Annotated in this window: 11 protein-coding genes; all 11 read right to left on the bottom strand. The window is 38.8% G+C overall.

The annotated features are described in order from the left end of the window. Positions 1–97 precede the first annotated feature (97 nt). Positions 98–1,012 carry an ATP-binding protein gene (locus AC0VYE_RS10240; protein WP_475447635.1) on the bottom strand — a complete coding sequence of 305 codons (915 nt, stop codon included), beginning with the start codon at positions 1,010–1,012 and terminating at the stop codon, positions 98–100. A gap of 208 nt (positions 1,013–1,220) precedes the next feature. Then, positions 1,221–3,209, bottom strand: coding sequence for a DUF4365 domain-containing protein (locus AC0VYE_RS10235; protein ID WP_475447633.1), 1,989 nt, complete (start codon positions 3,207–3,209; stop codon positions 1,221–1,223). A gap of 119 nt (positions 3,210–3,328) precedes the next feature. Beyond that, positions 3,329–4,489 carry an ATP-binding protein gene (locus AC0VYE_RS10230; protein ID WP_475447631.1) on the bottom strand — a complete coding sequence of 387 codons (1,161 nt, stop codon included), beginning with the start codon at positions 4,487–4,489 and terminating at the stop codon, positions 3,329–3,331. 855 nt (positions 4,490–5,344) lie between these two features. Next, positions 5,345–5,506 carry a hypothetical protein gene (locus tag AC0VYE_RS10225; protein WP_475447629.1) on the bottom strand — a complete coding sequence of 54 codons (162 nt, stop codon included), beginning with the start codon at positions 5,504–5,506 and terminating at the stop codon, positions 5,345–5,347. A gap of 153 nt (positions 5,507–5,659) precedes the next feature. Continuing rightward, positions 5,660–6,574 carry a phosphotransferase gene (locus tag AC0VYE_RS10220; RefSeq protein ID WP_475447627.1) on the bottom strand — a complete coding sequence of 305 codons (915 nt, stop codon included), beginning with the start codon at positions 6,572–6,574 and terminating at the stop codon, positions 5,660–5,662. A 394-nt stretch (positions 6,575–6,968) separates the two neighbouring features. Beyond that, a complete protein-coding gene (gene sigK, locus AC0VYE_RS10215) occupies positions 6,969–7,520 on the bottom strand; it encodes an RNA polymerase sporulation sigma factor SigK (RefSeq protein WP_475449513.1) in 552 nt (183 codons plus the stop codon). 96 nt (positions 7,521–7,616) lie between these two features. Beyond that, positions 7,617–8,783 (bottom strand): DUF4317 domain-containing protein, encoded by a 1,167-nt coding sequence (locus tag AC0VYE_RS10210; protein WP_475447625.1) that lies wholly within the window; start codon positions 8,781–8,783, stop codon positions 7,617–7,619. Positions 8,784–9,063: 280 nt separating this feature from the next. After that, positions 9,064–9,765: an RNA polymerase sporulation sigma factor SigK gene (gene sigK, locus AC0VYE_RS10205; RefSeq protein WP_053374990.1), complete on the bottom strand. Its 702-nt coding sequence runs from the start codon at positions 9,763–9,765 to the stop codon at positions 9,064–9,066. 163 nt (positions 9,766–9,928) lie between these two features. Further along, positions 9,929–10,546, bottom strand: a complete 618-nt coding sequence (locus AC0VYE_RS10200) for an NUDIX hydrolase (protein ID WP_475447623.1) — start codon at positions 10,544–10,546, stop codon at positions 9,929–9,931. A 4-nt stretch (positions 10,547–10,550) separates the two neighbouring features. Beyond that, positions 10,551–11,201, bottom strand: a complete 651-nt coding sequence (locus AC0VYE_RS10195; RefSeq protein WP_475447620.1) for an HAD family hydrolase — start codon at positions 11,199–11,201, stop codon at positions 10,551–10,553. Positions 11,202–11,214: 13 nt separating this feature from the next. Further along, positions 11,215–13,704 (bottom strand): outer membrane protein assembly factor BamB family protein, encoded by a 2,490-nt coding sequence (locus AC0VYE_RS10190; RefSeq protein ID WP_475447618.1) that lies wholly within the window; start codon positions 13,702–13,704, stop codon positions 11,215–11,217. Positions 13,705–14,358 lie beyond the last annotated feature (654 nt).

Here is a 14,358-nt window from a genome sequence, read left to right as displayed (position 1 = left end):
TTATTCTCCAACAACATTCCTAAAAGCAAATATTGTCCAAAGAATGTGAGAACCCTTCCCTCAATTCGACATTTTTCTACATATCCCAGTAACTTAGCTACGATTTCTTAGCTTCTAATTTCATTTTCAGACGTACTTTATGCAGTACATTCCCTCTTGCCCAAACTTGCCCATTATTTACTGTGGCCCGGTACTCATTCTTAAGTGTATCTTCTAATAATAATTCAAATATAAAAGTCTCGTTTGTAAAACCATCTTCATTTAAGCCTAATATCACGCAGTTTGTAGAACCTAAATCGACAATTAAAAATCCTGTTTTTTCGGAAAACCTCCCCAATTCTATTTGAAAATCTGCACCTTCATAGTTATTGAAACCGTATACTGGATGCTCTGTTATAACAGCTCCAGCACTATCCTTAATAAACAGTTTCCCATTGTCAATTACTATGGGTAGACTTGTTATGTTCCGCAAAGACAATTTGATTGATGCATAACCATCGCGATCATTAATAGAACTCAACAATGAATCTAGAAAAGTAATTATAAATTCTTCTCGGTTAGAGTAGAATAAATCAAAGTCACTTCTGACTGCTAAAGTATTTAAACTACCCTTTCTAATAAAACAATGACCACTATGCAGATTCCTGTAATCTTTTTTCATCATGTATGGTTGTTTAATATTATTATGAAAGTGAAATACTCCTAGTTTCACTTGATTAAAGCTAACGACTAAGAAGTTAAAGTTTATGTAAGGATCTACGTTTTCAAAGATTAATTGTTGATATTCCGCCGAATCCCTAATTTCATCTGATGAGATACCTCTTATCTCTCTTGGAAGCCCTGGCATATCTTTAACTCCAATTATGATATATTTATCCCCACGATAATTGGAATTCGCCATTGCAATAAAATCTTTTAATAAAGAAACCTTATCGACGTATTGCTCTGCTTTGAAATCAAGATATTCACACTCTACTTCTTGAAGTATGAATCTAGTTAATAGTTCTTCCATATTATATCCCCTATTAGTGTTATAGAAGGTGAAAGTAAATCTAAAGCATTGGCAACTCAAAGAAGTTAATTATCCAACTTATATAAATTATATATTAATGATGCCTACAGAAATAATGTTAGATTGGAATGATACCTTAATAAATTTCAAATGCAATTTTTTTGTTAGTAGGTCCCTTGTAATGCCTTCCTTTTAACTTAAAACTCAATTAACTCATAGGTTTCTGAAAATTGCATCTCACACAAAAATTAGATTTTAAATCCCTTACTAAATCATCACGATTTAGTCCAATTAGTGATTCATATCCAAATTTCTCGCAAATAATTATTCTGTCAGGATTAACGAGAAATTTATTTTGAAGTTCTTTATTAACGCTTATATCCTGCCTAGAACCAATGTGCTCGCAATATTGGAATCTGTCTATCTCATCCTGTTGCAACCATCGATATTCAGTTAACACATTCGGAAATCTTTCGCTTGGAATTTCTAATAATTCAATCATTTGTCGAGCATACTTTTCAATTTCGGTATCCGATAATACTGAAAGTATTCTTTTACTTTTAGATTCTGCTTGAGCTATACTTGTATAATTAAAAATATAATATCCATCTAGAAATAATTTGCAATATGTTACAATCTCCAAGACTCCTATGCTTTCTGCATTTAACATGACTTGCTGAACTAATTCAGTTGCTTGTTCGACTAGGCCTAGTCCCATATAACATTCTGCTAAAGACATTTGTGCGCGGAATAATTCATGCAGATAACCACATTGTTCTAGCACTAATGTTCCGTGTTCCAATGACTCCTTCATTGAATGGAGTATTGAATCACCATCATTGGTTAGATCGTTGTACACACGAGTTTGTGCAATAAATTGAAGTTGAACACCTGCAAATATGGTATTAGCGCGTGCTCTACTAACTTCATCCTCAATAGACATAAATATTGATCTGAAAGTTAGCATCCATTCTGTAATTTTTTGAATTAATATCTGTGCTGAATGAGTTCGCTGCTGGTGAGGAATGGGGTAACCGATTGTGTCTCTACCTTCCATATTAAATCTACTAAAATGTAGCTCTCTTAATATTTGATATCCATTCAGTTCCCATTCTATTAAATCAACAAACTTTATTAACGTTGATTCAGGAGAATGCATTTGCTTTATCATTTTTATTAATGTATGAAACGAATCAGTTAACTCTTTATATTTATCTTTTAATGTTAGGTCGGCATTAATCAATTGCTCTCTCAATCTGAACAACTTGTGTTGTAACGTTATCTGATTATGAGGATATTTTTCAATAAATGAATTAAATAAATTGTTATAAACTTCAGAACTACACATGTTAAGTAAGTACTTTAACGATATATCTAAATATTCAGCCAATCCTTTCTGAGTCTCATCTAGTTTTAGCGATTTTATTCCTTTCGGCACCCAGGAGAAAGCATCATAATACTCACCATTTTTGTATTTAATATAAGCAACAGCTAGAGAATACTCCACGTCAGATTTAAACTGTAACGGCACATGAGAAATCCATTCATAAAGCAAAGAAAATCCGCCTTCGTTAGCTAGCGAATATCCATATTGTTTTACATACATAACCAATTCTTCTGAATTCCTAACTTTTTGATCTTGCACATTTATTAGAATATTTGTGGTCGTTGGATTTGAAAGCTTTAAATTATCTGAAATTTGCGCTGTTATAGAACCTTTTATCCTAATTTCTTTATGTATTTCCTCGAAAGCGAGATCGTCTAACTTCTTGATAAAATGAAAATCAATTGTTTTTTGATCTGTTGTTGTAATTTCAATTCCTTTTGAGACCGCAAAATTCACTATCTCAGAGATCCACTCCCAAAGGAATATTTTTTTGTGTTCTAGAAATATGACAAACAATGAGCTTGGTTGATTCTTCAAGTAATTCAACGTCTTAATAGGAACAGAGAAAGATAGATAAGAATTTCTAAGTCTCGAACTGGTACATTTTAATTGAATTTGTGATCTAAAGTTTGACATTCGCGTACCTTGCAACTTCAATTCAATTACCTTATCGACTCCATAATCTCCGCCATCTTCATTTCTCACAAGAAATAAATGATCCGGAACAATTATGTCAAACATTGCTTTGGATCGCCTTTCTTGATTATGAGTTTCAGGAGATTCCGGTAGATTATCCGAACGCTGATCCATTGACGTGTCCTCCAACAAGGATATGGTTATCAGAAAAATGAGTGCCATTGTTATTTCAAAAAATATACAAATAAAATATCTCTGAAAATACGAATCTCAAATCAGAATTCTGTACTCCCTTAGATTGCTCTAAAATCATTAAGCATTTTTTTAAGAATGAGCGCATTCATATAATCCTTTTTAAAAGCACTCATCTTATAGCCCTCTAAATGTGGAAAGTGAGGAAGGTTTGTTGTAAAATCGGAGGCATTATAGTGTGAATATCTCTCTTTTACAAACTTATCAAAGCTTGCTTTTTCAAACTCCGAATTAAAGACAAGAACGCAATCTAAAAATCGTCTCCTTGATGTGAATTCTTCATCAATATCATGAGTAATATAAAACCTATGAACAATATATTCAATTGATTCTTTAATGAAATATTTATAACTAACGTCCCAATTAGATCTATTCCCATCCAATGATATCCCACCTGTTTTAGGAGTGGCTGTGAAATATCTCCCCCCATCTAAGGCAGTGCCCCCTAATGTTTTTAATAGTGTTTGATGATAATAGACATTGATATCATACCAGTGAGGATGGTTATCATATTGCCCAAACAGATAGAACACGTAACCATTTCTGTTATCGGCAGCTGAAGTTTGTTCTATAGTAAATTCAGGGGCAAACTTATAGTACCTTCTTGATTCATCAGACGAGTCAATCCAATCTGATGGACTTTGTAAATAAAGAATTACACGTTCAAGTACAGTCGCATTTATTCCAAAGCGTTTTTTCCAAAGACTTTCGATTATATTAATATCAGCAGAAGTATTTCTCGGTGTATTAGTATCCATAATTCGAACATAAATATTATTTGCAAAAACTCCCTGATAATGCTCTATCAAATAATACGGTGTATTGCGATCATTGCGTACAACTATTACATCTATAGTTTTTAGAGATAATTTGATTGACTGGACTGTAACTGTTGGCCTTATTCCACCAGCAAACTTTTTATCGCGCAGAAAAGATACTAAATCTTGTGTCTTCTTCCTATTGGAATCATTTACTATGTCCTGTAGTAAAAATTCCATTTCTTCGTCAACACCGATAATAATCAGACCATCCTGGTTTGATAAGTTATTCGCCATGCATATAATATCGTGTAAGAGATCAGACTTATTACTATGCCATTCTCGCTTAAAATCCCAGTACGCACCTTCTTGCTTCAATGAAATTAAATTGACAACCTGTTTGGTTAAGTCTTGTATATTCATAGAATATTTCTCTAAGCTCACTCTAATCCTGCTCCTTAAATCTCAGACATAGCTTAATATGTTTTATATAAATAGATCGAATCAATTAGTCGTTGCACAAACTTCTGAACAGATACTGTCCATTCTCATGCTAAATTTGAATTGTGGTATGAATTAAAAAATGACATGGCTATTTTCATTCCTTGAGACTTCTACAAATGATTATTAAGCATGCCCTTTTGCTTAATATTGATTCCCCCAGAAACTATTATACTTGTAACTATTATCCTAACTATTCTCCATCAAATCCATCAATTCCTCCCACGCCGCGACTTTTCTCTTCACCATAAGCAATCTCTTTCCTATAATTCGACTGATTTATTTTCAGTTTGTTGCGACTTTAGCCCTACCGTTTCCCCAAATGTTCATTCAAATTTAAAGCTGTTTATCGATTCTGCCACGCTAACTTCTGCAGACTTGAATGTTGACCCATACATGAGTTAATCTTTATTTATCAGCTTCGTATATCAAGTAAACCTCAGGTTCGCATATCTTTTTTTGCACATAACCCTCATGTACCTGATTCGTATATCTTAGCTGAGAAAATTTAAGTTATGCGAAGACAAAGCGACAAAAGCGAAGTGGAGAAAGTGGGGAATGCCTTGTCCGGCAAGGGATTCAGGCATTTTTGACGGGTCGAAAAAGGGTTCGCATAATATGGTGTAATACGAAAGGCCACCTTCATTTTGCATTGAAGGTGGCCTTTCGTGTTTCTGATCCCACTTTTATAAATTTATCTCATAAAAATTGGATATCGGATTGTTATCCAAAGCTCATTCATCCAAGAGATTACCCGTAAAATTGCCGTCATGGATATATTGCCATTCTAAAGGAGATCTAGAAATCGCTCGTCATATCTACCCATTTCAAATCCAAAACAACTGAAACTTTAATCGTATCCCTCAACACCTTATTTTTATAGTCACTCTCATCCTGCGCAAAGGAGAAATACTTCGCAGAATGCAGATAACTATAGACCTTTAGGTATCGACTCGACATATCCCCACCACGCACTCCACATGACTGGAGTACGTAATATTGCGATGAATCAAGGCACTATTATCGTAAATTTTTTTGATAAATAAAGAAAAAGATCACCTATGATAAGGCGATTTCTTCAACTTTCGTTCCTCGTTAGCGAAATGACATTTCTTAATCTGAAAGAGCACGTTTTATGTTCGCTTTTGCTTCATCAACCAACCTTTCATCTTTATCATCATTTGCCTGCATCATTATCAAAATGGGAATATATATGGCAATTAATCGAGATAAGATCTTCGTTTCTTCATCTACATCCCCATATTCTTTGAAAAAGTCAGAACGCGCATCCGGAGGTAAAAAGCTATACACAACATTCAAATCACAAGCAGGATGTCCTATATTGATATCTCCCCAGTCGATAATCCCTGAAACAATTCCATTCTCATCTACCAGTATATTTTTAAAATGAAGGTCACCATGAAGGAATACATACTTTTGATTCACTCTTTCAGTTCTGAGCTGTTCCAAATAATTTGATATTGAATGATATTCTTCTTCACTGAAATGAAGGGCAAGATCGGAAATGAATTTATGTATCTTCTCCTTACGCATCGCAATATCAGTCAGATTTCTATGGTCATGTTGAACTCCATTTTCTTGGGCAATTTGCACAGGGAATGCATGTAAGCTTTTTAAAAATTGCGCGAGCGTTGTTGCTGATAGCGCTCGTTGCTTGTCAGTTAATCCGATTGGAAACTCTCCGAATAAATAGGGGTAGCCTAGGAAGGGTGCAGGATAATTATAATCCCCTTCCCCAAAAAATAGCGGTATCGAATATGCAATGGAAAAATAATCTTTAAGCTTAGGCAGTATCTTTCCTTCCATCCTTAAAGAATTAATTGCAACTTCTCTTCTTGGAAAGCGAAATGCATATTCGGCCCCGACAAGAAAAACAGTGTTATCCCAGCCATGTCCTAGTTTTTTTACGCTTTTTGTAGCTAACTGCGGAAACTGACTACTTATTAATTTATAAGCCAATTCTTCTGATACTTCCCATTCTGCATCCCATTGATTCGAACTTTCCATATCCTTTTATCGCATCCTTCGCAAAAATAGTAAATCTGCTCACCTAACCTTGACCCATTTCCCACATCATACCATGGATTTAATATTATATTTGAGAACTATCTAACCGTTTTGTTCCGCTAAACTGCCCGTTTCGCTTAATGCCAGTGCCTAAGCGTATACGATCATATCATTACAATCCATGCCTTTGAGCCGCACCGTCACATCTCAATTATTGTTTCAGAATCATCAATATTAAGCACTCCACATGTGCGGAGTACGTATACATAAAGAAAAAACCAAACGGAATCTCTGCCATTTGGTTTCATTTATTGATATAACATCGTGCAATCAAACCCTAACTTTATCGTTATATACGATAAGATCTGATGTAATATAAGAGCTCAGGTCATTATCACCGCTTCGCCTTATAAAACACATGATAAAGCTTCATAAGCGCTCTCTTCTCTATCCTTGAAACATAACTCCGACTAATCCCAAGTTCCTTCGCAATCTCCCGCTGCGTCCGCTCATCCCCGCCATGCTCCAACCCGAAGCGCCCAATGACAACTTCCTTCTCGCGGTCATCAAGTAGATCCAAATTCTTATATACCTTCGACTTTTCAATTTTCAACTGCACCTTATCGACGATGTCATCCGCTTCAGTACCGAGGATATCGATCAGCGTAATTTCATTGCCTTCCTTATCCGTTCCAATTGGATCATGAAGTAATACGTCTTTCCTAGTCTTCTTCAAAGACCGAAGGAGCATAAGTATTTCATTCTCGATACAACGAGCAGCAAATGTAGCGAGCTTCGTCCCTTTCCCGGTTTGGAAGCTCTCGATCGCTTTAATCAGACCGATTGTCCAGATCGAGATCAAATCCTCGAGATCCTCCCCAGTATTGTCGAATTTTTTGACGTTGTGGACACAACCTGATGTAAACCAAACGTCAACACATTCCAGCTCGTCCCCTTAAAATATTTTCTTTCCCTCAAGAACACATTATGCGCCGACCTATTCAAAGGCTGCAACCGCATCAACCAATGCTGTCAACTGAGTCTATAACGTCTCTGTACTGAGCGTAAATCCTTCGACTACGGCATCTTCGTCGATCTCAATCAGGATGCATCGTTTCCCTTGATAATTTACCTGTCTCACATATTTTAAATCCTGCGGGCTGACCGAAATCGAGGCTACCTTTGTATCGATCTTAATCGATTTTGAAGTGAATTTCGGCATAACGCTGCTTGCCTTCATTTCATAGTTCCTATCGTCGACAATCGTTTGAAACGCACGTTCCACTTTATCCGTCGTCACGTTATCTATGCCGCTTATTGTCAGCACACGTTCCACATCTTTATAATCCAACTTCGGGGGTTCTTCTTTATCTTCGTTGGTTTCGATTACTTGGTGGATCTCCTCGTACACCTGTGCGAGAGTGGCTACGTCGAGTTGTTCGCCCACTACTTCCTTCACGATGTCTTCGAAAATAGCCCTCTCTTCCATTGCCGTCATGGATCTTTCGGCATTTAAGACCTGTCCGATGAAGTGCGGATCTGGATAATTCGATTTTGCCGTACAATACAGAATGCGGTTCACATCGGAATAGTTATCCGTCACGCTAGGGTAAAAGAACCCGTGCTCCGGCGAACTTAACTTGATAATCGGATCTACAATGACATTGTACTTAAATTCCCTCTCCACATAATCGAACAAGAGAGTCTTCTTTTGCTTCTCCGTGGAATTCATGCTGCATAGAATGAACGGATGCGCGAACAGTTCGTCCTTCCCGCTCTCTTCGGCTTCTTCATTTCTGCCCTTGGTCGGCCGGAAATACTGTCCACGAACGAACGTGACTACTGTATCCTGTTCATACTTGGTATCCACCAACATTTTATCCACCAACAGCAGCATCAGGTCCTTCCATTCTTCAGGATTGCCTGTCGACAAACCTTGGTGAAGTATCACTCGCGTCGGATCCTCTGCTTCCTCCTGAAACTTCAACTCGAACAACTTCTGATCCAATTCTCCGGTCAGCAGTTTTTTGAAATTCCCCATATACAACTCCTGCTTCTCTCTATCCACCAGAGCAAACGCCTGGCTCTCCCAATGATAGACCTCGTTGCTATCCTTCATAATATACACGTTGAGAATGTCGTTAATATTCATCATATCGTGATCCAGCTTAAATTGCTTGCGTATATGCGCGACCTCTTTCTTTATCATGATTCGCTAGACAACTCCTAAGAAGTAAATTGGTTTTATCAGTATAAACGATATAACAGCCCTTCGCTAGAAGGGCTGTTAATGTTACTTCTCTTCAGTTCCGTTCCAAACCAACACAGCCACGCACTCCACATGTGTGGAGTGTGTATACAGACAGAAAAAACCAAACGGCATCTCAGCCATTTGGTTTCATTTATTGATATAACATCGTGCAATCAAACCCTAACTTTATCGTTGCATACGATAAGATCAAATTTAATATTAGAGCTCAGGTCATTTCTCATCGCTTCGCCTTATAAAACTCATGATAAAGCTTCATGAGTGCTCTCTTCTCTATCCTTGAAACATAACTCCGACTAATCCCAAGCTCCTTCGCAATCTCCCGCTGCGTCCGCTCATCCCCGCCATGCTCCAAACCAAACCGTCCAATAACAACTTCCTTCTCGCGGTCATCAAGTATATCCAAATTCTTATATATCTTCGACTTTTCAATTTTCAATTGCACCTTATCGACGATATCATCCGCTTCAGTACCGAGGATATCGATCAGCGTAATTTCATTGCCTTCCTTATCCGTTCCAATTGGGTCATGAAGTGATACGTCTTTCCTAGTCTTTTTCAAAGACCGCAGATGCATAAGTATTTCATTCTCGATACAACGAGCAGCAAATGTAGCGAGCTTCGTCCCTTTCCCGGTTTGAAAGCTCTCGATCGCCTTAATCAGACCAATTGTCCCGATCGAGATCAAATCCTCGAGATCCTCCCCAGTATTGTCGAATTTTTTCACTATGTGAGCGACAAGTCGAAGGTTATGTTCGATCAAAAGATTTCGTGAACGTTGATTACCTTCCGCCATCAGTTGCAGATGTTTAGTTTCCTCCTCCTCTTGAAGAGGCTGGGGAAAAGCATTATTTTTGACATAAGAGACAAGTAGCGAAAGCTGTTTAATAAATAGTGCTATTGCCGAAAACAATCCTGGCATGCTCAGTCACCCCCACGATGTATTACAGATGAACACTGAAGTCTGTTCTCCATTATATGTGGGTAGCCGCCTAGAAGTGCATGTACGGTATTTCGACAATTGAAAATAAACCCGCTTCATCTCAAGGTATATAAAATATTACGATCCCGATTATTGCAACAGTTCAATCCAGAATAATCTCTTTATTTGGGTTTTCCAGAAACTCAAACAACGTTTGAATCTGTTTTTTGGTGTTTCTCTCCGCAGACAGCTCTGGCAATTGATCTATCTCAAAAAAATCAACCGCACTTGTTTCTACTCCGACAGCGGCCTCTCCACCAACGATTTTACAAAGTATAAAAAACTTATATACATGGTAAGGCTCAGGCGGATGATCATGGAATTTTTTATCCAATACAGCGAGCAAACGAACGGGCGCAACATCAAACCCTGATTCTTCTTTGACCTCTTTCACTGCAATCTCCGAAGGCGAATAACCGATATCCGCCCAGCCTCCCGGCAATGCCCATGCGCCATCCAGCTTCTCGCGAACAAGCAGTATTTTATTTTCCTTAAAAATCACACCACGAATATCGACCTTTGGGGTGGCATAACCAGAATCACTTGCGAAAGTTAGAGCAATTTTCTCCTGACTGACCAAAGTATAGTTCATCATAATTTCTATACTCATCTGCCGCAGTTGTTCATAACGTTCTATATCATAAACATCCTTCGTGTACGTAAGTCCCGTTTGAGCAATCGCCTGCATCTGTTTCGCCCACTCCAACCACTTCAATTCCATCGGTTTATCCCTCTTCCTTCATGATGTCAAGAAATTCAGATACGCTTCTGAAAATAGCATCAGGCGGTATATCAAACACGCTGCTTTGGAACGTTGACAGCCATTGCACGCCATAGGTCCGTAAGCCAGCAGATTTACCTGCCACAATATCTGCATTACTGTCGCCAATAAATACGGTTTTGGATTTATCAACGCCAAGGATTTCTAACGCCTTATATATACCTTCGGGATCAGGTTTGGGCTTCACGACATCATCCCCAGTAATCACCACATCAAAGTAACTTATTAAATTCAGCGCTTCAGATGAAATCTGGAATGCTCGCCTGCTTTTTCCTGTGATGACTCCGATTTTGATCCCCTTTCCTTTCAAATGTTCTAGCAAATCAATAATAGCCTGATCCTTTTCGATGGTATCAAAATGCCCCTGCTTGTAAATCGCATAATAGTCCATAATCGCTTGTAAAATGAATTCTTCATTCCTGAAATGATTTGCAATGATCTCCTCTTCTGTCGGACCAAACATCGCTATGAGCTCTTCATTCGTAACATCTCGATTGTCATATGTTTTGAACACGGTGTTAAAAGCTTCAAACGATAATGGCAAAGTATCTGCTAAAGTCCCATCAAAATCAAATAATACGGCATCAATTGGCATAACACACTTCCTTCTATTTTATCTTACTAAAATACCCATTCGAAGAGCCTACATAAAACTGCCCATCAATAACCGATAAATAACCATTCAGCAGTTCATTCGGCGTAAAATCGTAATACCCAACTCGAACGTCCGAGAGTCTATTCACTGCTTCTCCAGTCGATTCATCTAACACATACATATTACCGAGACCCGGAAAGACGCCGATCAGCTTGCCGCCATAATGAACAACTGAAGCGCCAGCCGTTTGCTTGCCAGGAACCCCCGATGTTGTCCAGCGCTGCTCTTCCTTTTTCAAATCAAAAGACATCGCTTTACCATTCAGGCGATAATATAACAAGCTTCCTTCTATTTTCCCGAATTCAGCTCTTCCTTCTAATGTAAATAACGGCCTGCCTGACTTAACTTCGATTAAAGAGCTTTTCACGTTTTCACTATACAAGTTATTATCAGATGACTGCTGTAGAAAGATATAATTTTCATCAATAATATCGTAACGGCTATAACCGGCAAGAGGCAGGCGAAGCCCATCCTTGCCTGTCTTGGCATCTACTAACACTAATTCATCCACCGTCCTCGTCCAAAAAGCTTTCGAACGCTCCGCATAACGAACACTATCCGTCACTTCTTGATCTGAGGCCGCTTTACGCTCCGGCTTCTTCCAGAGCACCTTTCCAGTCAACGGATCGTATGCTTGCAGCTCATTCAAAATGACAGGGCTCATGTCCTCACCAGCCTGTACAAGCAGTACGTCTTGATTGCCGACATCACGAACCAATTCTGATTCATGAGCTAGCTCAATATTCCAAAGCTGCTTGCCTGTTCCCATACTCCACCCGATGAGATCATAAGTAAACTTTTCTTCCGTTGTGCTGATTCGCTTTGATTGTACGGCTGAAATCACGTTTTTGGATACAGCAAATGAGGTTACATCCTTACCATTGTCCAGCTTCTTTTGCCACATTTTTTTTCCGGTAGCTGTCTTTAATGCCTGAAGCGTATGAACTGGACGGTCTTCTTTCATAGAACTTTTAAGAAACGCTATTCGTTCTTTATCTTGCGATAAACCGTAATCATGTCTTCCAAAGCCAAAATCAAACTGCCATTTCTTGCGACCCGTAGCTGAGTCAAGCGCATATATATTCGAATTATTGTGCATTCCGCTGAAACCGCCATCCTCGCCTGCGATGAGCAGAACATTACCAACCTTCTCAAGTAGAAAATTGAATCCGAGATCGGACTTGAAGCGCCAATCCCACTGCATATGCAGCGAAGGTGCAAGAGGCCCCTGAGCACTAACACCATATTGTGGCGCAATTAGTTCGGGGGAGTCTCGGTATATCGAATACCGAAGTGTCCCCGCTTCTGACCAAGCAACGATAAGCTCATTTTGCTCACCCTCATAACGCCATAATGGAAGGGTGCGAGCTTTTTCTTCTAATGGTGCTACATTTTCGGAAGACTCTTCGAACGAAGGTTCACCAAAGATCGCCTTCACGCGAGCTTTCTCAAGACCAGGCACAAGTACACTCCGCACTGCAGCAGCTACCGCTTGTTTGCTATTTTCAATCTCAAACAAAGGCGCAGCACCACCAGCTGACGTTACTTGATCCTTACGAATCCATAGAAGGCCATAGGATTTATCACCTTCGGCACTATCCGGTACGGCAGCTCCATACCAATCCCCATATTGCTTGTAAGCATAGAGGGTATCTCCCTCTTTCATAGTTGTGGCATCACCTTGTGAATTCGGATACCACTTCCCTTTAGCACTTTCTTTTGCTCTTAACGATAGAGGTGCTATATCTTTCACTTGAGCGGCTTCTTTCGTTAAATACCACACGGGTACAAACCCACCATATCCCGATTCGTCCTGAATTTCGGCAAAATCATCCGACAATGTAACGACTTTATATTTTGCCCGTGCATCTACAGAGATGAACTTAACAGCACGTGTTCCTCCCCACCACTCATAGGCATTGGTGTTCGTATATAATGTAACTGGCTTATCCAGCTCTATCGCATGCTCTCTAGCTACAAGATTATTTTCTGATGAGGATGACGACAGCCCCTTAATAGCAGGCAGGAAGCTCCTCCGTTTCCCTGAAGCATCCGTATCGTAGAACACAGCGTATAGCAGCTGCCCTTCCTTGGACCATTGAATGACGAGTTTTGATTGGCCCTCTTCATATATGTATTGATCAATGACACTCATTTTACCGTTCATCATGATGTAATTCTCTCCAGATGATGCTGGTATTCCAAACAGAGTATAAACCTGATCTTGGGTCAAATCATCTTTTATCTCACTCTTAATCGTATCGATCGTAATCGGTATAGGAGTTGCGGCTTCTTCTTTTTGGACGAGCTGCACAGCATTCGCGGGTGTTTCCTTAGCGGATATTTGATTTGATGGCATGTCGTTAATGGCATTGCCTTCACATCCAACGAGTAAGGCAAGAAGCACAACGATTGCTGTCGTTTGATATTTTTTGATAATCATCAATACAAGGCCTCCATTGCACACTAAAAATCTAATGCGCCCGTAGTTTGGCTTTATTTGGTAAGTATGACGACTAGAGTGAAGAAAAAGTTGCGTTTAGGATGACAGTTACATGTTGTCTATATAATGATTTAGAGAATTCAGGACAATAAAGAATCCGTACGACTTTTTTGAGAGTCTATTTCAAGTATCAGCTCTCTGATTCACTGAGAAACGTCGATTAGTGAGAATTTTAGAAACCTGTTGTTGCATTGCCTCCTTTTTGACTTAGCAGGATGGAGATTGAAATACCTTATGCACGCATTAATAAGACTAGTTTTTAGTTCTATCTGTGCGGTTTTGGTCAGTTTGAGTGAAATAGAGCTAATTTCTAGTTCTATTTCTGTAAGTTTCGTGCTGCAGGGGCAATTCGGCGGGATACACGCAATAATAAGACTAGTTTTTAGTTCTATTTGTCCGGTTTTGGTCAGTTTGAGTGAAATAGAGCTAATTTCTAGTTCTATTTCCGTGTAGTTCGCGCTTTAGAGGCAATTCGGCGGGATGCAAACAATAATAAGACTAGTTTTTAGTTCTATTTGTGCGGTTTGGGTCAGTTTGAGTGAAATAGAGCTAATTTCTAGTTCTATTTCTGTAAGTTTCGCGCTTCAAAGGCAA

The sequence above is a fragment of the Pristimantibacillus sp. Z349TD_6 genome (assembly GCF_056173205.1).
Note: the sequence above shows the minus strand (reverse complement) of the source record. Positions and strands in the feature narration are given on the sequence as shown.